25 protein-coding genes are annotated in these 20,682 nt (G+C 54.9%); 17 read left to right on the forward strand and 8 right to left on the reverse strand.

Annotated elements, in window-relative coordinates:
* Positions 1-12: 12 nt before the first annotated feature.
* Positions 13-969: a tyrosine-type recombinase/integrase gene (locus ACTJI9_RS12140; RefSeq protein WP_115054430.1), complete on the reverse strand. Its 957-nt coding sequence runs from the start codon at positions 967-969 to the stop codon at positions 13-15.
* 123 nt (positions 970-1,092) lie between these two features.
* Between ACTJI9_RS12140 and rimM the strand changes: the two genes are divergently transcribed.
* The 6 genes from rimM (at position 1,093) to leuC (ending at position 6,320) form a co-directional block, all read left to right on the forward strand.
* Positions 1,093-1,668 (forward strand): ribosome maturation factor RimM, encoded by a 576-nt coding sequence (gene rimM, locus ACTJI9_RS12145; RefSeq protein ID WP_307281301.1) that lies wholly within the window; start codon positions 1,093-1,095, stop codon positions 1,666-1,668.
* Positions 1,668-2,354: a tRNA (guanosine(37)-N1)-methyltransferase TrmD gene (gene trmD / locus ACTJI9_RS12150; RefSeq protein ID WP_440808259.1), complete on the forward strand. Its 687-nt coding sequence runs from the start codon at positions 1,668-1,670 to the stop codon at positions 2,352-2,354. The genes rimM and trmD overlap by 1 nt, the downstream gene beginning before the upstream one ends.
* A 177-nt stretch (positions 2,355-2,531) precedes the next feature.
* Positions 2,532-2,984, forward strand: coding sequence for a 50S ribosomal protein L19 (rplS, locus tag ACTJI9_RS12155; RefSeq protein ID WP_115054427.1), 453 nt, complete (start codon positions 2,532-2,534; stop codon positions 2,982-2,984).
* Between the two features lie 222 nt (positions 2,985-3,206).
* Positions 3,207-3,959, forward strand: coding sequence for a transporter substrate-binding domain-containing protein (locus ACTJI9_RS12160; RefSeq protein ID WP_435530123.1), 753 nt, complete (start codon positions 3,207-3,209; stop codon positions 3,957-3,959).
* Positions 3,960-3,973: 14 nt separating this feature from the next.
* A complete protein-coding gene (locus ACTJI9_RS12165) occupies positions 3,974-4,792 on the forward strand; it encodes an amino acid ABC transporter permease (protein ID WP_307281292.1) in 819 nt (272 codons plus the stop codon).
* Between the two features lie 118 nt (positions 4,793-4,910).
* Entirely contained in the window at positions 4,911-6,320 is a 1,410-nt protein-coding gene (gene leuC, locus ACTJI9_RS12170) for a 3-isopropylmalate dehydratase large subunit (protein ID WP_115054424.1), read from the forward strand.
* A gap of 205 nt (positions 6,321-6,525) precedes the next feature.
* Here leuC and queF read toward each other — a convergent pair whose 3' ends face one another.
* The 5 genes from queF to ACTJI9_RS12195 all read right to left on the reverse strand — a co-directional run bounded on the left by queF (position 6,526) and on the right by ACTJI9_RS12195 (position 9,248).
* Positions 6,526-6,957, reverse strand: a complete 432-nt coding sequence (queF, locus tag ACTJI9_RS12175) for a preQ(1) synthase (protein WP_370878842.1) — start codon at positions 6,955-6,957, stop codon at positions 6,526-6,528.
* Positions 6,958-6,980: 23 nt separating this feature from the next.
* Positions 6,981-7,367 carry a 6-pyruvoyl trahydropterin synthase family protein gene (locus tag ACTJI9_RS12180; protein ID WP_115054422.1) on the reverse strand — a complete coding sequence of 129 codons (387 nt, stop codon included), beginning with the start codon at positions 7,365-7,367 and terminating at the stop codon, positions 6,981-6,983.
* 69 nt (positions 7,368-7,436) lie between these two features.
* Positions 7,437-8,090 carry a 7-carboxy-7-deazaguanine synthase gene (queE, locus tag ACTJI9_RS12185; protein ID WP_440808263.1) on the reverse strand — a complete coding sequence of 218 codons (654 nt, stop codon included), beginning with the start codon at positions 8,088-8,090 and terminating at the stop codon, positions 7,437-7,439.
* The gene (gene queC, locus ACTJI9_RS12190; protein ID WP_440808265.1) at positions 8,087-8,797 is read right to left on the reverse strand and encodes a 7-cyano-7-deazaguanine synthase QueC; all 711 of its coding nucleotides are present in this window, start codon (positions 8,795-8,797) and stop codon (positions 8,087-8,089) included. Before queC ends, queE begins: the two co-directional genes overlap by 4 nt.
* 73 nt (positions 8,798-8,870) lie before the next feature.
* Positions 8,871-9,248, reverse strand: a complete 378-nt coding sequence (locus tag ACTJI9_RS12195; RefSeq protein WP_440808268.1) for a hypothetical protein — start codon at positions 9,246-9,248, stop codon at positions 8,871-8,873.
* Positions 9,249-9,429: 181 nt separating this feature from the next.
* On the opposite strand from ACTJI9_RS12195, the gene ACTJI9_RS12200 reads away from it, so the two are divergent.
* From ACTJI9_RS12200 to ACTJI9_RS12220, 5 genes are all read left to right on the forward strand, one after another.
* Positions 9,430-9,903 carry a GNAT family N-acetyltransferase gene (locus ACTJI9_RS12200; RefSeq protein WP_115054418.1) on the forward strand — a complete coding sequence of 158 codons (474 nt, stop codon included), beginning with the start codon at positions 9,430-9,432 and terminating at the stop codon, positions 9,901-9,903.
* Between the two features lie 372 nt (positions 9,904-10,275).
* Positions 10,276-10,674, forward strand: a complete 399-nt coding sequence (gene sdhC / locus ACTJI9_RS12205) for a succinate dehydrogenase, cytochrome b556 subunit (RefSeq protein ID WP_307281276.1) — start codon at positions 10,276-10,278, stop codon at positions 10,672-10,674.
* 12 nt (positions 10,675-10,686) lie between these two features.
* Positions 10,687-11,070: a succinate dehydrogenase, hydrophobic membrane anchor protein gene (gene sdhD, locus ACTJI9_RS12210; RefSeq protein WP_115054416.1), complete on the forward strand. Its 384-nt coding sequence runs from the start codon at positions 10,687-10,689 to the stop codon at positions 11,068-11,070.
* Positions 11,071-11,078: 8 nt separating this feature from the next.
* Entirely contained in the window at positions 11,079-12,911 is a 1,833-nt protein-coding gene (gene sdhA / locus ACTJI9_RS12215) for a succinate dehydrogenase flavoprotein subunit (protein WP_440808273.1), read from the forward strand.
* Between the two features lie 15 nt (positions 12,912-12,926).
* Positions 12,927-13,706, forward strand: a complete 780-nt coding sequence (locus ACTJI9_RS12220) for a succinate dehydrogenase iron-sulfur subunit (protein WP_115054414.1) — start codon at positions 12,927-12,929, stop codon at positions 13,704-13,706.
* A gap of 59 nt (positions 13,707-13,765) precedes the next feature.
* Here ACTJI9_RS12220 and ACTJI9_RS12225 read toward each other — a convergent pair whose 3' ends face one another.
* Positions 13,766-14,203: an OsmC family protein gene (locus tag ACTJI9_RS12225; protein WP_115054413.1), complete on the reverse strand. Its 438-nt coding sequence runs from the start codon at positions 14,201-14,203 to the stop codon at positions 13,766-13,768.
* Between the two features lie 157 nt (positions 14,204-14,360).
* On the opposite strand from ACTJI9_RS12225, the gene ACTJI9_RS12230 reads away from it, so the two are divergent.
* Both ACTJI9_RS12230 and ACTJI9_RS12235 read left to right on the forward strand, forming a co-directional pair.
* Positions 14,361-14,885 (forward strand): hypothetical protein, encoded by a 525-nt coding sequence (locus tag ACTJI9_RS12230; protein WP_115054412.1) that lies wholly within the window; start codon positions 14,361-14,363, stop codon positions 14,883-14,885.
* Positions 14,886-14,908: 23 nt separating this feature from the next.
* Positions 14,909-15,949 (forward strand): aldo/keto reductase, encoded by a 1,041-nt coding sequence (locus ACTJI9_RS12235; protein ID WP_336440368.1) that lies wholly within the window; start codon positions 14,909-14,911, stop codon positions 15,947-15,949.
* Positions 15,950-15,970: 21 nt separating this feature from the next.
* Here ACTJI9_RS12235 and ACTJI9_RS12240 read toward each other — a convergent pair whose 3' ends face one another.
* Complete coding sequence (locus ACTJI9_RS12240; protein ID WP_440808277.1) at positions 15,971-17,194, reverse strand: ubiquinone biosynthesis hydroxylase; 1,224 nt, start codon at positions 17,192-17,194, stop codon at positions 15,971-15,973.
* Positions 17,195-17,278: 84 nt separating this feature from the next.
* Here ACTJI9_RS12240 and tesB point away from each other — a divergent pair, with 84 nt between their 5' ends.
* From tesB to ACTJI9_RS12260, 4 genes are all read left to right on the forward strand, one after another.
* Positions 17,279-18,163 (forward strand): acyl-CoA thioesterase II, encoded by an 885-nt coding sequence (gene tesB / locus ACTJI9_RS12245; protein WP_440808279.1) that lies wholly within the window; start codon positions 17,279-17,281, stop codon positions 18,161-18,163.
* Positions 18,164-18,416: 253 nt separating this feature from the next.
* Positions 18,417-18,755, forward strand: coding sequence for a P-II family nitrogen regulator (locus ACTJI9_RS12250; RefSeq protein ID WP_008122182.1), 339 nt, complete (start codon positions 18,417-18,419; stop codon positions 18,753-18,755).
* 25 nt (positions 18,756-18,780) lie between these two features.
* Positions 18,781-20,157: an ammonium transporter gene (locus ACTJI9_RS12255; RefSeq protein WP_115054409.1), complete on the forward strand. Its 1,377-nt coding sequence runs from the start codon at positions 18,781-18,783 to the stop codon at positions 20,155-20,157.
* Positions 20,158-20,274: 117 nt separating this feature from the next.
* Positions 20,275-20,544, forward strand: coding sequence for a GIY-YIG nuclease family protein (locus ACTJI9_RS12260; RefSeq protein ID WP_440808283.1), 270 nt, complete (start codon positions 20,275-20,277; stop codon positions 20,542-20,544).
* The last annotated feature ends 138 nt before the right edge of the window (positions 20,545-20,682 follow it).

Consider the following 20,682-nt stretch of genomic DNA (forward strand, 5'->3'; position numbering starts at 1 on the left):
CAACTGCTTCAATCACGCGCGGGGATGCGCTTTGTCGTAAATTTCCATCAGGCGATCCGTATCGACGCCCGTATAGACCTGTGTTGTTGAAAGGCTGGCATGACCGAGCAGTTCCTGAATGGTCCGCAGATCACCGCCACGACCCAGCAAATGCGTTGCAAAGGAATGGCGTAGCGCATGTGGCGTTGCAGTATCAGGCAGGCCAAGCGCTCCACGCATTTTCTGCATATCGCGCTGGATTATGGCCGAATGCAGATCGCCGCCGCGCGCACCGCGAAACAGCGGCTTGCCTTCCTCCAAATCATAGGGGCAAAGCTTGCGATATTCCGCAATCGCCCGGTGTACAATCGGAAGCAGGGGAACCATGCGTGTCTTGCCGCCCTTTCCGGTAATGGGAATTGAGCGGGCATCGGGATCGGTCAATGCTCCACCATCCAATCCGAGCGCTTCGGAAATGCGCAGGCCACAGCCATAGAGCAGTGTCAGCACGGCGGCATTGCGGGCTGCGATCCATGGCTCTTCATTGAGCTGCCCGCCAATCTCGACAACGCGCCGTGCGTCGATTGTTGTTAGCGGCTTTGGCAGTGATTTGGGCTGTTTTGGCGCACGCATGGCGATGGAGGCCGCTGCATTGGCCATCCCCTGCTTTTCCAGATAGCGCAGGAAGGAGCGGATACCGGCAAGCCCGCGTCCGAGCGTGCGTGCGCCCGCACCATCATTGCGCCGCCGCGCCAGAAATGAGCGAAGATCGGCAATCCGTAATGTCGCCACGTCTTTCAGCGCCGGAGGTTCACCCAGATGGCCGGTGAGGAACTGAAAGAACTGCCGCGTGTCACGCTCATAGGCTTCAAGCGTATTGGTGGCGAGGCGGCGCGTGTTCTTGAGCGACTTCAGCCAGTTTTCGCGCGCATCGATCAGATCGGGGCGCGCGGAAATAAGAAACTGTTCGGTTTTCGGTTGGACACCCACGGCATCGCTCCTCGGCTTTGTTATGCGGACAATGGCATAGGAACCCTTACGAGAACGTTTCGCCTTGGTTTTATCCGGCGTTTGCTCTAATTCGGGCAGAACAGATTTTAAATGGATAGACCAATGGCAAAGTTGAATGATCCGGTTCAGTTGGCGGTGATCGGTGCGGCACATGGAACGCGCGGCGAACTCAGGGTAAAAACATTTACCGGCGACCCCATGGCGCTTGCCGATTATGGGCCGCTTTATGATGTGACCGGCAGGGCTTTCGAAGTGCTGGATATCCGTCCGTCCAAGACTGTCGTTGTCGTGCGTTTTCGCGGCGTCAATGACCGTAATATGGCCGAGGCACTGAATGGAACAACGCTGTTTATTGAGCGTTCGCAACTGCCGCAGGATCTGGACGAAGACGAATATTACCACTCGGATCTGATCGGGCTGGAAGCAATCGACGCAGATGGCAACAGGCATGGCAAGGTGTCGGCCATGTTTGATTTTGGTGGTGGCGATCTGCTGGAGCTTTCGATTCCGGGCAAACGTCCCATGCTGATCCCTTTCACATTGGCTGCTGTGCCGCAGGTTGACCTCAAGGCCGGACATATCGTTGTCGATCCTGCCGCCGCTGGTCTTCTTCCCGATGAGAATGAGGATGAGGAGCGCCGCCGTCAGCTTGGCGGTGAAGGCAAAGACAAGTCCTGATGGCCGGCTTTCGCGCAACTGTCCTGACGCTTTACCCTGAAATGTTCCCGGGACCACTTGGCATTTCGCTGGCAGGCAAAGCCTTGGCCGAGGGGGCATGGTCGCTCGAGACCGTACAAATACGCGATTATGCGACAGACAAGCACCGCATGGTCGATGATACGCCTGCGGGCGGCGGTGCGGGCATGGTGATGAAACCCGATGTACTGGGGCGTGCGGTTGATCAGGTGGCGGACGAGCGTCCGAAACTGTTCATGAGTCCGCGGGGCAAACCTTTGACACAGGCGCGTGTACGCGAACTTGCGGCAGGCCCGGGGGCAATCTTGCTCTGCGGACGTTTCGAGGGCGTGGATGAGCGTCTGATCGAAGGACGCGGCTTTGAAGAAGTCTCCATCGGCGATTATATTCTGTCTGGCGGCGAAACAGCGGCCATCGTCGTGCTGGATGCGATTGTCCGACTTTTGCCAGGTGTCATGGGCAATGTGCTTTCAGGTGAAACCGAGAGCTTTGAGACGGGACTGCTTGAGCATCCACACTACACCAAACCGCAGGAATGGGAGGGACGCCGTATTCCGGATGTGCTTCTTTCCGGCAATCACGGCGCTATCGATAAATGGCGGCGGGCCGAAGCTGAAAGACTGACGCGCGAGCGGCGGCCGGATCTTTGGGATAAAAAGAATCGGTAAAACAGGTGACAAAGCGGCTTTTATGGTGTAATTGCCCGCCAACTCGGAAAATCCGAAGTCTGTTTAATCAATGGATGGTGAATTCGCCCCTGTCTCTCGCGAGACATAGAAACGCGGCCAGGATGCTGCTTTCAAGTGTGGACGCTCTGACTGTTTGAACAATAAAAGGATAAGACAATGGCCGTCGATATTATTCGTCAGCTCGATCTCGAACAGAGAGCAAAAATCGAAGCCAAGCGCGTGCTTCCAGATTTCAAGCCAGGCGACACAGTTCGTGTCAATGTTCGTGTTACCGAAGGTACACGTACCCGCGTGCAGGCCTATGAAGGCGTTTGCATTGCCCGTAATGGCGCCGGCATCAATGAGAACTTCACAGTTCGCAAGATTTCCTATGGCGAAGGCGTAGAACGCGTATTCCCGATCATTTCACCGCTGGTCGAAGGTGTTGATATTGTTCGTCGCGGTAAGGTACGTCGTGCGAAGCTTTACTATCTGCGTGGTCTTACAGGTAAGGCTGCTCGTATCGTCGAGAAAAAAGACAACCGCAAGAACAAGACTTCAGTTCCTGCAACAGGCACTGCCGAAACAGTGACTGAAGCAACTGTTGCAAAGGCACCTGCTGCTGAATAAGCGCTATGCATGAATTTTGAAAAAGGCGGTCCTTGGGCCGCCTTTTTGTTTTTGAGCGTTTTTTCCTCGTGACTGCCGTTAGAAGAAACAGACATGCTTGCGGGGATTGACGCGCTGGTGACAAGGTGAAATCAGTTTGCCAACTATTTCACGACAAGGGGGACTCCGATGAACTTGCGTTCCATTTTTTCGGCCGTTTTTCTGGCAGCGATAACGCTGGCCATGCTTCCCATTTCCGCTTTCTCCGCTGATCTGCCTGATCTGGGCGGCAAAGAGGTGACTGTGGTTACGGAGAATGCCTATCCGCCGTTACAATTCGTCGATCCCAAGACCGGTAAGCCGGTGGGCTGGGAATATGATGCGATGAACGAAATCGCCAAGCGCCTCAACTTCAAGATCGAGTATCTCAATACAAGCTGGGATGCGATGATCCAGGCGGTGTCTGATAATCAATACCAGATCGGTATGACCGGCATAACTATCAATGACGAGCGCAAGCAGAAGGTGGATTTTTCCGAGCCCTATATGCGCTCTGAGCAGTTCATGCTGGTTCGCAGCGATGAGAAACGCTTCACGGACGCCAAGAGCTTTTCGGAGTCCAAGGATACGCTGGTCGGGGCACAGCCGGGAACGAGTAATTTCTATGTTGCCGTCTACAATGTCCTCGATGGCAATGAGCAGAATCCGCGTATCAAGTTGTTTGAAACATTCGGCGCAACCATTCAAGCGCTGAAAACCGGCGATGTTGATCTGGTCCTGACTGACAGCACCGCGGGCAAGGGCTATGTGGATGCATCCGGCGGTGCATTGAAGCTGATTGGCGGGCCGCTCGGTGCGGAAGATTTCGGCTTTATCTTTCCAAAAGGCTCCGATCTAGTCGCTCCGGTTAATGCGGCCATTGCTGCATTGAAGGCTGACGGCACATTCGACGCGCTGAACAAGAAGTGGTTTCTCGACTACAAGCTTGGTCAATAGGTGAGTATGCGTTCTTGAAGCCCGAAGCCGCATCACGCCCGGCGGAAAAGGCTGACTTTCCGTGGTGGCTCATTGTCGCCGCGGGGATCGCTATCGCCTTGGGCCTCGCTATTCTCATCAATCCGCTTTACGGGCAGGTTTTTTCAACCGTTGCGCAAGGCATCTGGATAACCGTCTGGGTGTCTATCGTTGCGTTCTTTCTTGCATCGGTGTTGGGGCTCGTTTTGGCCATTATGAGCCGGTCGGAATATATCGCCGTCCGGCAGATCGCGCGGTTTTATGTGGAGATCATGCGCGGTGTTCCACTGCTGGTGCTGTTGTTCTATATCGCTTTTGTCGGCGCCCCGGCCCTGGTCTATGCATGGAATTTCATAACGCACCCATTGCAAAATGCTGGCTACACTGAGCCGCTGCTGGTGCGGGATTTCTCCCTGCTCTGGCGTGCGATCATTGCGCTCGTTCTTGCCTATTCAGCCTTTCTTGCCGAGATTTTCCGCGCTGGCATTCAAGCTGTCGATGCAGGCCAGATCGAAGCAGCCAAGGCGCTCGGGCTTCGGCGCTTTCCGCGTTTCCGGCTGATTGTGATGCCGCAGGCGATCCGCACTATTTTGCCGCCTTACGGCAATGATTTCATCGCCATGGTGAAGGATTCATCGCTGGTATCGGTCCTCGGGGTTGTCGATATTACTCAGATGGGCAAGGTCTATGCCTCAGGGTCATTCCGCTTTTTTGAAACCTATTCTGTGGTCGCCTATATATATCTTATCTTGACCATCAGCCTTTCTTTGCTGTTGCGATGGGTTGAACGGCGTCTTGCGCAACGCAACCGGTGATTTCACCTGACAGGTAGCGGCGCATTGTCACTTTTCATGCTTGTTTCTTGACGTTGAGAGGCCTCAAGTGCATATGTCCACGAAATAATCGAAAAGACCCCACTGCCAGGATATCGCGATGATTGCGCCACGCACACTTTATGACAAGATCTGGGATGACCATTTGGTTGACAGTCAGGATGACGGCACCTGCCTTCTCTATATTGATCGCCACCTTGTGCATGAAGTCACCAGCCCGCAGGCCTTTGAAGGTTTGCGCTTGACCGGTCGCAAGGTTCGCCATCCGGAAAAGACGCTTGCCGTGGTTGATCATAATGTTCCGACCTCGCCGGATCGCATCAACGGCATCAAGAACGAAGAAAGCCGCATTCAGGTTGAAGCATTGGCGAAAAATGCTGCGGATTTCGGCGTCGAATATTATTCGGAAAAAGACATTCGTCAGGGCATCGTTCATATTATCGGGCCGGAACAGGGTTTCACCCTGCCTGGCATGACCATTGTCTGCGGCGATAGCCACACTTCGACCCATGGCGCGTTTGGCGCATTGGCCCATGGTATCGGCACGTCGGAAGTCGAGCACGTGCTCGCCACACAAACGCTGATTCAGTCAAAAGCCAAGAACATGCTGGTGCGTGTTGATGGCGTCCTTCCGGAGGGTGTGACAGCCAAGGATATTATTCTGGCCATCATCGGTGAAATCGGCACTGCCGGCGGCACGGGCTATGTCATCGAATATGCGGGCGAAGCCATTCGCGCATTGTCGATGGAAGGCCGCATGACCATCTGCAACATGTCGATTGAGGGTGGCGCACGCGCTGGCCTGATTGCGCCTGATGAGACGACATTCGCCTATGTGAAAGACAAGCCGCGCGCGCCCAAGGGCGAGCAGTTTGATCGTGCTGTGGAATATTGGAAGACTTTGCAGAGCGATGAGGGCGCGCATTTCGACAAGGTTGTTGTTCTGAATGCTGCTGATTTGCCGCCCATCGTTTCCTGGGGCTCATCACCGGAAGACGTCATCTCCGTCATGGGGGCTGTTCCAAACCCAGACGATATTGCGGATGAAACCAAGCGCTCCTCAAAATGGCGCGCTCTGGATTATATGGGCCTGAAGCCAGGTACTCCGATCACTGATATCAAGCTTGATCGCGTCTTCATCGGTTCATGCACCAATGGTCGTATCGAAGACCTTCGCGCTGTCGCCAAAGTTGTTGAAGGCCGCAAGGTCAGCCCAACTGTGGATGCGATGATTGTGCCAGGCTCTGGTCTGGTCAAGGAAATGGCGGAAGCCGAAGGTCTCGATAAGATTTTCAAGGAAGCAGGCTTTGACTGGCGCGAGCCGGGCTGCTCCATGTGCCTTGCCATGAATGATGATCGCCTGAAGCCAGGTGAGCGTTGCGCATCGACATCAAACCGCAATTTTGAAGGCCGTCAGGGCTTCAAGGGCCGCACACATCTCGTGTCGCCTGCCATGGCCGCCGCCGCTGCAATTGCCGGACATTTTGTCGATATTCGTGAGTGGAAGTAGGCCTACGGTAGCTTTCTCTCCATAGGGAGCAGGGTTGTTACTGCACAGGATTGGAATCCAATCGCTTCCCTCTCCGTCATCCTCGGGCTTGACCCGAGGACCCACTCTTACCTTCTGTGCGAGTATTAGGGGGCAAGCCCCTCCTCAACTAGTTCCTCGGGTCAAGCCCGAGGATGACGGAGAGGCGGGGGCTTTATGAAACGAATTACCGTCCCCGGTAGCTCGGCACGCCCTGATCCGGCAACCACAACCCTTCCGGCATCGGGCCCGTTTGCCAGAACACGTCAATGGGAATGCCGCCGCGTGGGTACCAGTAGCCGCCAATGCGCAGCCATAAGGGCTTGACGGTTTCAACAATGCGCTTGCCAATACTCACAGTGCAATCTTCGTGAAACGCGCCATGATTGCGGAAACTGCCCAAAAACAACTTGAGCGATTTGGACTCAAGCAATGTCTCGCCCGGCGCATAATCGATGACGAGATGACCGAAATCCGGCTGGCCCGTCACGGGGCAAAGCGAGGTGAATTCGGGGCAGGCGAAACGTGTGAGGAATAATGTTCCGGCCTGCGGGTTGGGAACTGCTTCCAGAATTGCCTCATCGGGATGCTGCGGCAGCTTCACATCCTTGCCCAACATGGTTGAGCTTTCTGCATAATGGCTCATGCTGCGACCCTCCGCGTTTCATACTCACCCTGATATTCGCAGCCTTCGCCGCAAGTATCGCGATAGACACCGATCTGCGCAAGGCTCGGCAACTCAGGATAGAAATGCCGCCACAGCCACATGGCGATGTTTTCCAGAGTTGGGGTTTCGAGCCCTTCGATCTCGTTCAGATAGCGATGGTCCAGCTTTTCCCGGGCAGTGCCGAAAGCGGTCTCGACCTGTCCAAGGTCGGCGATAAGACCGGTCCTTTTGTCAGGTTTTCCCTCAAGCGTCACACGCACGCGGAAACTATGTCCATGCAGTCGCGTATTGACGTGCCCGTCAGGAAAAACATGCGGCAAATGATGTGCCGCCTCAAACGTAAATTCGTTGAAGATTCTCATAAGTGCTCCATTAGCCTTGGCGCAATACAGGCGCCCGCAAAGTCAAACACGGCACCGAAAGGGTTTGCCCTATGGAAGACCGTTCATCTTATGTGTCTGCGTGCTCAGCCGCCAAAGCGGGTGGGCGAGGCAATAGGCCGCTGCAGATGCCACATGCGCGGCGGTTTGCGCCGGATCACCGATGACGTCAAGAGGTTGAAGGTAGAAATGCTCAAAGGAAAGCTGCTCGAAACGTGAAGGATGCGCCTCAATTTCCTTTTGCGGGAAGACCAGTTTCAGTTCATTGCCCCGCGTCTGTACCAGCGGCGCTGCCGCTTTTGGCGAGACGCAAATCCAGTCAATGCTGCCCGGGGCTTCCAGCGTGCCATTGGTCTCGATCCCGACCTCAAAGCCCCGTGCGTGGAATGCGTCGATGAGCGGCGCATCAAGTTGCAGCAGCGGTTCGCCGCCCGTGCATATGACATAGGGTTTGCCACCGACACCTTGCGGCCACTGGGCGGCAACAGCATCGGCAAGCGCGTCGGCAGTTTTGAATTTGCCGCCGCCCGGTCCATCAATGCCGATAAAATCCGTATCGCAAAACTGGCAGGTCGCCTTTTCGCGATCCCGTTCGAGACCAGACCATAGATTGCATCCGGCAAAGCGCATGAATACCGCTGCGCGGCCCGTATGATTGCCTTCGCCTTGCAAAGTCAGGTAGATTTCCTTGACAGCGTAGGTCACGCGGCCTCCGCCTTGAACTTCTGCCAGCCGCTTGACCGCAACTCGCAGGCGGGACATGTGCCGCAACCATAGCCCCAGTCATGACGCTTGCTTCTATCGCCGAGATAGCAGGTATGGCTGTTTTCAACGATCAGGCCGAGCAGTGATTGACCGCCAAGTTCTTGGGCCAGTGCAAATGTCTGCGCCTTGTCCAGCCACATGAGGGGTGTTTCGATGGTGATACGGCGATCCAGCCCCAGCGAAAGAGCCACTTGCTGGGCTTTTAGCGTGTCGTCGCGGCAATCAGGGTAGCCGGAATAATCTGTCTCGCACATGCCGCCGACGATCACCCGCAACCCACGCCGATAGGCCAATGCCGCCGCCAGTGTAAAGAAAAGCAGATTGCGTCCCGGAACGAATGTATTGGGCAGGCCATTTTCTGCCATTTCAATGGCAATGCTCTCAGTCATGGCTGAGCCGCCCAGCTGGCCGATAATGCCGGCGTCGAGCATATGGTCCTCGCCGAGTTGCAACGCCCATTCGGGAAATTGTTTGGTCAGCGCCGCACGGAATTCCTTGCGGACCTCAAGTTCAATTTTGTGGCGTTGGCCATAGTCGAAGCCGACAGTTTCAACGCGGTCAAACTGCGATAGTGCCCAAGCCAGACAGGTGGCGGAATCCTGTCCGCCGGAAAATAGAACGAGGGCGCCCCCAGAGCGCTGAGTCATATTCAATACCTTTCAAATGTGCGGGTGCCATACAGGCGCTGCGCATTTGAGGCAAATTAAATCTGTCCTTAGATCAGTCGGGGCAGCCGGGATGTCCGAGGATTGCGATCTCGTTGCGGTCCAGTCCGTAACGATAGCTCAAGCCCTTGATGACGATTGGTGCATCACAGCTCGTATTGGGGGCGGGTATGACACCCACGACCAGGTGATCGGCAGCAGGGTAAATAACAGAAGGTCCGCTGGCGCGTTTATAGACAGGTGTTGTGCGCCGCACATCCCGTCCGATCACGTCGGACTTTGCCGCTCTTGACCCGACGAAGATGATCTTTGGACCGCCCGCTTCCTGCATGATGACATTGCCATATTCATCGCCATAGGTATTGCCGTCAGCAAACGCGATACCCGGTAGACCCGACAGGACGGACAAGACCAGAAGTGATGTGCGCAGCATGAAGCAGACCTCAAGACAGGTGGCGGTTACATCAGCTTTAACCATTTGTTAACGATTGTCATCTGCCTGAATGGATTCAAATCGATTTTCATTCCGGGTTAAGGTTGACGCGAACGGCACAATCAACCAATCCTGAAGCACCCCGGCAACGGTAGGCAGTAATAAAGGGACGGAAGCGACAATGACCAAGAAAGCTCCAGACGAACACGCCATTGATATATCCCTGCTGCATTTGAACGATGCGCATGAATTTTCACCACTGCTTGCCAGCTACGCGCAAGCGCTGAAGCGTGGCGCACCGCGCCGCCCGGACGATTACTATGCTGAAAACCTCTTGCGCGACCGTGCCGCGGAGATTGCTGGTGCGCGGCTGGATGGCAAGCTGGTCGGGTTCGTTATTTTCTATGATCTTCCGGAACCGGTTTCAGGCATGCGGGCAGGGCAGGTGGACCATATTTATGTACATCATGATCATCGCGGCAAGGGTATCGCCAAGGCATTGATCGACGTGCTTGCCGACAAGGCGGAAGAGCGCGGCTGGACCAAGCTGTCCCTCAATGCGCCGCGTGTGCCGGAGGATGGCCGCAAGCTATACGAGCAGGTTGCAGCGCCTGCGGACTGGACGAGCTTCGTCATCCGCTTCGGCAATCAATAGTCGGCAAATAGAGGATGGAGTCGCTCCAACCTGTGAGCGACTCTTATCGTCGCAGATGAACTTGCCCATATTGCGCTGAATTCAACCGCGCTAGGGTAAATCTGGATAGACTCACTCAACTATTTTTAACGGCATTTTGATTGGTAAATCTGACCTTCGGATCGTCAATTTTCCGCGTTTAAACGATTGAATTTTATAGAAAAACCTTATTGACTTGCTATTCGGGCCAATTCGCCGCATGAGGGTTTTGAATGGGGCTTTGACGCAGTGCAAAAACCGCATTAAAACCCTTCTAAATTGGCTTTAACAGCCTTTCGGCCCTGCCCGCCTTTCTGTCATCCCTATGGCGTGGCTTTTCTCATTGGGGACGCTATGAGCAAGACAAATTTGCATGCAAACCGGCCTTTGTCGCCTCACTTGCAAATCTACAAACCAATCCCGACCATGGTCATGTCCATTGTCCACCGTATTACCGGTTGTGCGCTTTATTTCGGTACATTGCTGGTTGCCTGGTGGTTGATCGCAACCGCGACGAGCGAACAGCAGTTCGATATTGTTTCCATGGTCTATGGTTCCTGGATCGGCCTTCTGGTGCTTCTTGGCTACACCTGGGCGCTCATTCATCACATGATTGGCGGCATCCGCCATCTGATCTGGGATACAGGGCGTGGGCTGGAAAAAGACACCACGACGAAAATGGCATGGGCGTCGCTCATTGCATCCGTTCTGCTGACGGCCCTTGTCTGGGTCGCCGTATTCACACTGCGTTGAGGAGCTTTAGCAATGGCTGATATGCGCACGCCGCTTGCCAAAGTTCGCGGATTGGGTTCTGCGAAAGAAGGCACCGAACATTTCTGGCGTCAAAGGCTGACAGCAGTCGCAAACATTCCGCTGATGCTGTTTTTCATCGGCCTGATTGTTTCGCTGCATGGGGCAAGCTTTGAGGAAACCCGCGCGGCACTCTCACATCCGCTGACAGCGCTGGTTCTCATTCTGGTACTTTTGTCCGGCCTTTACCATATGCGCCTTGGAATGCAGGTCGTTATTGAGGACTATGTGCATGCAGAAGGCGCAAAGCTCGCCTGCATCATGCTCAATACCTTCTTCACCATCGCAGTCGGTGTTGTTTCGCTCTTTGCGATCCTCAAGCTGAGTTTCGGAGTTTAAGCTCTATTATGGCAACTACAGAAAACAAAGCCGCAAAGCCCTACACATTCGTTGACCACAAGTTCGATGTGGTTGTCGTCGGTGCTGGCGGCGCCGGTCTTCGCGCCACGCTTGGCATGGCCGAACAGGGCTTGAAAACAGCCTGTATTACCAAGGTATTCCCGACCCGTTCCCATACGGTTGCGGCGCAGGGCGGTATTGCCGCCTCGCTCAGCAATATGGGTGCAGACTCCTGGCAGTGGCATATGTTCGATACCGTCAAGGGTTCCGACTGGCTCGGCGATACCGATGCCATGGAATATCTGGCCCGCGAGGCACCAGCTGCGGTTTATGAGCTTGAGCATTATGGTGTGCCTTTCTCCCGTACCGAAGAAGGCAAGATTTACCAGCGTCCATTTGGCGGCCATATGATGAATTATGGCGACGGTCCGCCCGTGCAGCGTACTTGCGCTGCGGCAGACCGCACCGGTCATGCTATCCTGCACACGCTTTATGGCCAGTCATTGCGCCACAATGCGCAGTTCTTCATCGAATATTTCGCGCTTGATCTCATTCAGGATGAAGACGGCACGATTACTGGCGTTGTTGCTTGGAACCTTGATGACGGCACAATTCACCGCTTTGCCGCCAAGATGGTGGTCATGGCAACAGGCGGTTATGGCCGCTCTTATTTCTCCGCAACCTCGGCGCATACTTGCACTGGTGATGGTGGCGGCATGGTTGCCCGCGCTGGCTTGCCTTTGCAGGACATGGAATTTGTCCAGTTTCACCCGACCGGCATTTATGGCGCCGGCTGCCTGATTACTGAAGGTGCGCGCGGCGAGGGTGGCTATCTGGTCAATTCCGAAGGTGAGCGCTTCATGGAGCGTTATGCCCCTTCCGCAAAGGATCTTGCTTCCCGCGACGTGGTTTCCCGCTGCATGACGTTGGAAATTCGCGAAGGTCGCGGTGTCGGCAAGGACAAAGATCATATTTTCCTGCATCTGGATCATCTTGACCCTGCGGTTCTGCATGAGCGTCTGCCCGGTATTTCTGAATCGGCAAAGATTTTCGCCGGTGTCGACTTGACCCGCGAACCCATTCCGGTTCTGCCGACAGTTCACTACAACATGGGCGGGATTCCCACCAATTATTGGGGAGAGGCGCTCAATCCGACGCCGGAAAATCCGGATCGCATCCAGCCCGGTCTGATGGCTGTGGGCGAGGCCGGTTGCGCTTCGGTTCATGGTGCCAATCGGCTCGGCTCCAATTCGCTGATCGATCTGGTTGTGTTCGGTCGTGCCGCTGCCATTCGCGCGGGTCAGGTGATCGACCGCAATTCAAAAATCCCGGAAATTAACGAGGCCTCGGTCAAGAAGATCATGGATCGCTTTGACCGGCTGCGTCATGCCAATGGCGGAACGCCAACGGCTGTGCTGCGCGAGAAGATGCAAAGGACAATGCAGGAAGATGCTGCTGTGTTCCGCACATCGGACTCGCTGAAGTCCGGCGTCATCCGCATGGAGAAAATCTGGAGCGAGTTGCCTGACGTGAAGGTGACCGATAGGTCGATGATCTGGAATTCCGATCTGGTGGAAACGCTGGAGCTGGAAAACCTCATGGCCAATGCTCTGACCACAGTTGTTGCTGCGGAAGCCCGCAAGGAAAGCCGCGGCGCGCATGCGCATGAGGATTTTCCGAACCGCGATGATGTCAACTGGCGCAAGCACAGTCTTGCATGGCTGACGCCTGAGGGCAAAGTTACGCTCGGCTATCGTCCTGTCCACCTTGATCCGCTGGTCAAGGAAGAGGATGGCGGCATCAGCCTCGCCAAGATCGCGCCAAAAGCGCGCGTGTACTAAGGGAATAAGAGCATTATGGTTGAACTTGCACTTCCCAAAAATTCGAAGATGCAGCCCGGCAAGACCTGGGAGCGTCCGGCCGGTGCCAATAATTTGCGCGAATACCGGATTTACCGCTGGTCGCCGGATGATGGTGAAAACCCGCGCATCGATACATATTATGTCGATCTGGATGATTGCGGCCCGATGGTTCTTGATGGGCTGTTATGGATCAAGAACAAGATCGATCCGACGCTAACTTTGCGCCGCTCCTGCCGTGAAGGCATTTGCGGCTCATGTGCCATGAATATTGATGGTACAAACACACTCGCCTGCACCAAGGGTATGGATGAGATCAAAGGCGCAGTGAAGATTTATCCTTTGCCGCACTTGCCGGTGGTCAAGGATCTGGTTCCTGATTTGTCGAATTTCTATGCCCAGCATCGCTCGATTGAACCCTGGTTGAAAACCGTTTCGCCGGAGCCTGCAAAGGAATGGCTGCAAAGTCATGAAGACCGCGCCAAGCTGGACGGCCTTTACGAATGCATCCTTTGCGCGTGCTGCTCGACATCCTGCCCAAGCTATTGGTGGAATGGCGACCGCTATCTCGGCCCTGCTGTTCTCTTGCAGGCCTATCGCTGGCTGATTGACAGCCGTGACGAGGCAACAGGCGAACGCCTGGACAATCTGGAAGATCCTTTCCGGCTTTACCGTTGCCACACGATCATGAACTGCGCGCAAACATGCCCCAAGGGTCTGAACCCTGCCAAGGCAATTGCCGAAATCAAGAAGATGATGGTGGAGCGCCGAGTTTAACATAGCAACGGGCGCTAGAGCGCCCGTTCTTAATTTTATGCAATTTTTGATTTATCAGATCAAGCCAGCTTGGCGTCCAGCGTAACTTCAATTGCACCGAGTGCCTTTGAAAGCGGACAGGTTGCCTTAGCCTGACCGGCAAGCTTTGCAAATGTATCGGCGTCAATGCCGGGAACATCGCCGACAAGCGTCAAGGCGCTTTTGGTGATCTCAAAGCCGCCGCCCGCTGCAGGGCTGATGGAAACAACTGCCTTGGCATCGAGGTTGGCGGCCGGTGTGCCGTTCTCAGCCAGAAAATGCGAAAGCTGCATGGCAAAGCAGCCGGCATGGGCAGCAGCAAGCAGTTCTTCCGGATTGGTGCCTGATTTGCCGCTTTCATCTTCGAAGCGCGCCTTGAAATTATAGGGAAGAGCTTTCAGGGCACCACTTTGCGTGTCCAGCGTTCCTTTACCGTCTTTCAGCGCGCCCTGCCAAATTGCCGTTGCTTGTCTGTCCATGAGTGTCTCTCCCTCGTTGAGATATGTATCGGTGTACGTCCGTTAACGTGTAATATCTATCAGTGTTCCGTATCAAATCCATGGCGGCCCTACCTTGGCATAATATACAAATGGATATCCTCCCTGTAGAACGAAAAAATCAAACGGGATCTTGTAAATGCATATTCTTCTGGCTTTGCTTGGAATTGTCGGGGGCGGTCTTTTCTGGTGGTATCGTATGCGCACCTTGGGTGACGCAGCAAGTGATGTCATTGATACTGCCGGAAAGGCGCGTGGCTATCTGCGTCGCAGAAAGATACGCATTCAGCATGAACACTCGCCTTTGACGGCGATTGAGGATCCGGTTCTTGCTGCGGCAACGCTCATCTTCGCCATTGTTTGTGAAGATACTCCGATCACAGAAAAACACTACGAAGCCGTCCGGAATGCGATTATCGATATTTGCGATCCTGCCAAGGCAGATGAGGCCGTGATCTATGCAAAATGGGCTTCAAGCCAGATCGATGATGCGGTCACCGTCATCGAAAAGACCGCGCCACTTTTGCGGCAGAGGTTAAACGATATGGAAAAGCTTGAATTGATTGATATGGTAGGCAAAGCTGCGGCTGCTGTCACCGTTCCTCCCACTTACGGCCAGCGTGTCAAGAAGCTCAAACAAAAGCTTGGCCTTGAGGTCGACTGATCAATCGAGATAGGAAACTTCCCTTGAAACTGAAGAAACTTGGCCGGACGGATATTGACGTCACGGAAATCTGCCTCGGCACTATGACCTGGGGTGTACAAAACACTGAAGCCGATGCACACAACCAGATCGATTATGCTCTGGATGCGGGCGTCAATTTCATGGATACGGCGGAAGTCTATGCAATTCCATCCAGTCCCGAAACCTATGGTAAAACCGAGTCCTATATTGGCAGCTGGTTCAAGAAGACCGGTAAGCGTGATCGCTTTGTTCTGGCGACAAAGATTTCGGGTGGCGGCAATAGCTGGATTCGTGAAGGCAACAAGCCAAGCCGTGCCAGTGTGCGCGAAGCGGTGGAAGGCAGCCTGAAACGACTGCAGACCGATTATATCGATCTTTATCAGGTGCATTACGCCGCGCGCGGCCATTATCATTTCGGTACAGCATGGAAGTACGCGCCGCATACCCAAAACCAGACGGAGGTTCTCGATCAGATCGAAGATGCACTGCTTGGTCTTGGCGATATGGTCAAGGAAGGCAAGATCAGGCAGATCGGCCTTTCGAATGAAACCGCTTGGGGTATCGGTCAATGGCTGAAACTTGCGGAGCGCAGCGACTTGCCGCGTGTTGTCTCCGTGCAGAATGAATACAGTCTGATCCAGCGCGTGTTCGATCTCGACCTTGCCGAACTCAGTCACCATGAGGATGTGGGCCTATTGGCCTATTCATCGCTCGCTTCAGGTGTGCTCACCGGCAAATATCTGGATGGAAAAATTCCGGCGGGTACACGCGGTGCGATCCAGACCGGCGGGCTCTGGCGCAATAATGAGCATTCCGAGCCAGCGGTGCGCGCCTATGTGGAACTGGCGCGGAAACACGGCCTTGACGTGGCACAAATGGCCATTGCTTTCGCGCTCACCCGGCCATTCATGACTTCCGTGATCATTGGAGCAACTTCAATGGATCATCTGAAGACCGACATAGCTGCGGCCGATCTCAAGCTTTCGCCGGAAGTTCTGGCTGAAATCGAAACGATCTACCGGAAATATCCGCGCCCGCTTTAGGCGGCGACTGTAGTGCAAATGTTAAATCGACTGCCCCTGCAACAGTTTGGGGGCGGTCGGTGACAATCCCGCGGCTTGGCGGATGAAGAACCCCTTGAGCCGCGGCATGCGCTCGACAAGGCCGAGACCAAAATCACGCAAGGCGCGTATGGGTACATTGTCGTTGGAGAAGAGCCGGTTGAGAACGTCCGTGGTTACTCCCATCTGCACCGTATCGAAACGGCGCCATGTCTGGTAGCGCTCCAGCACTGCAATTGAGCCAATATCGAGGCCGAGCCGATCCGAATCGACGATCGTTTCGGCAAGGGCGGCGGCGTCCTTGAAGCCGAGATTAAGGCCCTGTCCGGCAATTGGGTGGATGCCGTGTGCCGCATCACCGACAAGCGCGAAACGGGGCTTTATGAAATCCCGAGCCAGCGTGAGGCTTAGCGGGAAAGCTTTGCGCGCACCTTCCACGCGCAATTCGCCAAGCTTCAAACCGAAGCGTTGTTCGAGTTCGGCATCAAATACGAATTCATCTTCCTTGACGAGCCGGTCAGCATCCGCAGTCCGCTCAGTCCAGACCAGCGACGAGCGATTGCCTTTCAGCGGCAGCACCGCGAAAGGGCCTGCGGGCAGGAAGTGCTCTTCCGCGCGGCCATTGTGCGGGCGCTCATGGGCGACTGTGCACACGATCCCGGACTGGCCGTATTCCCAATTGACCGTCTTGATGCCTGCCATATCGCGCAGGCGTGATTTCACGCCATCCGCCGCAATCAGCAGCCGTGCCTGCAATGATTCCTCATCGCCATAGCGGACCGTCAGACCGTTATCACCTTGCTCAAAGCCATGCACCGGCGCGCCTTCGATAAATACAATGCCCAGCTTGTCGGCCTTTTCTCGTAGCGAAGCATTCAGAAGCCGGTTTTCTACCATATGCGCAAATGGCTCTCCCGGTTCAATCTCGCCATCAAAGGTCAGGAATACGGGCCGAACTGGATCGGCGGTGCGTGAGTCCGTCACGACCATCTCATTGATCGGTTGAGCCTCCGGCAGGATACTCTGCCAGCATCCAAGCTTGTCCAGCATGCGGCTCGCCGCCGCCGCGATAGCCGATGCACGTGTATCATTACGCCAGACACCAGCGGGGGCTGCATCGATAACGGTCACTCCGAGATGCGGTGCAGAAGACTTCAGCGCGACAGCAGTGGCCATGCCGACATAACCTGCTCCGGCGATAATAATGTCTGTGCGGGTTGCGTCCATGATTGCCTCCGGATGGTGAATACTTGACTTGTCGGGCTGTTCCTGTTGCAAGCGATGAAACAGACGAACTGGAGATGTCCGATCATGTCCGAAGCATCCAAGTCAACAGCTATGACCGAGCTTCTGTCCATACTCGACCTTGAGACGCTTGAACACAACCTGTTTCGAGGTCGCAGCCCCCAGGTGGGCTGGCAGCGCGTTTTTGGCGGCCAGGTTATCGGACAGGCGCTTGTTGCAGCACAGCGCACCGTTGACCCGCTCCGGCACGTACATTCCCTGCATGGTTATTTCATGCGGGCGGGCGATCCCAAAGTGCCGATTATCTACGAGGTAGACCGTATCCGCGATGGTTCGAGCTTTACCACACGGCGCGTTGTGGCTATCCAGCACGGCCATGCCATCTTCTCTCTGGAAGCCTCATTCCAGATCGAGGAGGAAGGACTCGAGCACCAAAAGCCGAAACCGTTGGATGTTCCCGAACCGGAAAATCTCATCTCTGACAAAGATATGAAGGAGCAATATCTCCAGAACGCTCCCAAGATTATCCGGCAATATTGGGAGCAGGACCGGCCCATCGAGATCAAGCCGCTTTCGCTTCGGCATTATCTAACCCGCGATAAGCTCCCGCCCGAGCAGAGCGTGTGGATAAAGGCCACCGGTCCCGTGCCGGAAGATCGTGCGATACAGGCAGCGGTTCTTGCCTATCTTTCAGACATGACGCTGCTCGATACGTCGCTTTACGCGCATGGCCGTAATATTTTTGATCGGGATCTGCAGGTTGCCAGCCTCGACCACGCTATGTGGTTTCACAGGCCCTTCAGTTTCGATGATTGGATGCTCTATACCGCCGATAGTCCCAGTACATCGGGCGCCAGGGGCTTTAATCGTGGCGCACTTTATAGCCGTGACGGCACTTTAATCGCCTCTACCGCGCAGGAAGGCCTAATTCGTGTGCATAGTACGGAGTGAACTCTGATCGCTACCTGCTAATCGCCTAAATTTTAGGCACATTGCTGCATTGCACTGATATTGTAAGCCGAACTTAAAAAATATCTTTTTGATTTCAGTATATTAGAAGTATTTTTCGAATCTGGCACGGAACTTGAATACTCCTGAGCAGTCACCAATGGCCTATGGCCAGAGGCGATGGGTTCAACGCGGCTGCTGAGAGTTCAGATAATTCCATCTGAGGGGCACCGCGCAAAGCGCAGGGGTATAGTCAATGAAAATTGTGATGGCCATCATCAAGCCGTTCAAGTTGGACGAGGTGCGCGAAGCACTCACCGCTGTCGGCATCCAGGGCCTGACCGTCACTGAGGTGAAGGGTTACGGCCGCCAAAAGGGGCACACCGAAATTTATCGCGGCGCAGAATATGCCGTCAGCTTTCTTCCCAAACTGAAGGTGGAAGTCGCTGTCGCATCCGATCTCGTCGATACCGCCGTCGAAGCCATCACTGCCGCCGCCAAGACCGGCCAGATCGGTGACGGCAAGATTTTCGTTCTCAGCATCGAGCAGGCCGTCCGTATCCGCACGGGCGAGACCGACACCGAAGCGCTGTAAATTATTGGGGTTCAAGGAGAGCATAATGAAAATTCCAAACAGTTTAACCAAAGCGGCAGGCAGCTCCCTTCTGGGATCGCTGGCTTTGACCGCATTCGGCTCGCTGGCCGCTTTTGCGCAGGAAGCAGCGCCCGCCGCTCCTGAAGCTGCAGCTGCAGCCGTGGCGACAATCAACAAGGGCGACACCGCCTGGATGATGGTTGCCACAATCCTCGTCCTGTTCATGATCCTCCCGGGTCTTGCCCTGTTCTATGGCGGTCTTGTCCGCGCCAAAAACGTTCTGTCAGTGCTCATGCAGTGCACAGGTATCACGGCTGTCGTGATGATCATCTGGGTTGTCTATGGTTATTCTTTTGCGTTTGGCGGCAGCACCAGCCCTTATTGGGGCGGATTGGGCAAAATTTTCCTTGCCGGCGTTACCCCTGATTCTGCCGCTGCCACCTTCACCGATGGCGTCCAGATTCCGGAATTGGTTTTCATCTGCTTCCAGATGACATTCGCTTGTATCACTCCGGCGCTTATCGTCGGTGCCTTTGCTGAGCGTATCAAGTTCTCGGCGACCATCCTGTTCGTCGCGCTTTGGGTTACCTTCGTTTACTTCCCGATTGCACATATGGTCTGGGATGCAAACGGCCTGATCTTCGGCTGGGGCGCTCTTGATTTCGCGGGCGGTACGGTTGTTCACATCAACGCGGGTGTTGCAGGTCTGGTCGGCGCTATTGTCATCGGCAAGCGCGCAGGTCTTGGCCGCGATATGATGGCTCCGCACTCCATGCCGCTTACCATGATCGGTGCTGCAATTCTGTGGGTTGGCTGGTTCGGTTTCAATGCCGGTTCGGCGCTCGAAGCCAATGGCACAGCAGCGCTTGCCATGATCAATACCTTCACCGCAACAGCGGGTGCTATCGTAGCTTGGGTTGCCATTGAAGCCTTTGCTCGCAAGACAGCATCCATGCTCGGTGCAGCATCAGGTATTGTTGCCGGTCTGGTCGCAGTCACGCCAGCAGCGGGTACTATCGGACCGGTGGGCGCAATCGCCCTTGGCGCGATTGCCAGCGCGATCTGCTACTACATGGTCGCAGTGGTCAAGCCGAAGCTCGGTTATGATGACAGCCTCGATGTGTTCGGCGTGCATGGCATTGGCGGTATCGTCGGCGCTATCGGCACTGGTATCTTCACCAGCGCGGCCCTTGGCGGCACAGGTTTCGCCGATGGCGTAACAATGGGCAGCCAGGTCTTTGTACAGATCAAGGCAGTTGCCGTGACCATCGTATGGAGCGGTGTGGGTTCGTTCATCCTCTATAAGATCGTCGACGTGCTGGTTGGCCTGCGTCCAACGGCCGAAAACGAGTCTATCGGTCTCGACCTCACCTCACATGGTGAAGCTGCCTATCATAATTGATAGCTGCACCCATGGATTTCGAAAGGCCCGGTTTTCCGGGCCTTTTGTTTTGAGGTTAGACCTTCGTTGAATTTACCCGCCCGAACTTGATGTGCAGTCTTACGCGCGGAGGACTGCATGCCGGGCTATGTCTACATCCTTGCCAACCAGCAATATGGAACGCTGTATATCGGTGTGACGTCCGATCTCGTCGCGCGTGTTTACGATCATCGTGAACGCAGAACTCCCGGATTTGCATGGAAATATGGCTGCAAGCGTCTGGTCTGGTACGAAAAGCATGACCGGATTGTCGATGCAATTCAGCGGGAAAAATCCTTGAAACGCTGGTACCGGCAATGGAAGATAGAATTGATTGAAGGAATCAATCCAAATTGGGACGATTTGTAGAGATCAGCGAAGCACCTTCTCAATATCCAAAATCGAAAACGGGCATTCAAGATCGGTCCTCGGGTCAAGCCCGAGGATGACGGAAAGGGGCGTGCCAAGATCAGGGCGAGGCGAAGTCTCCGTCAGCATCCTCTGCTA

Source organism: Phyllobacterium sp. 22552, from assembly GCF_052044585.1.
Taxonomy (GTDB): Bacteria; Pseudomonadota; Alphaproteobacteria; order Rhizobiales; family Rhizobiaceae; genus Phyllobacterium; species Phyllobacterium ifriqiyense.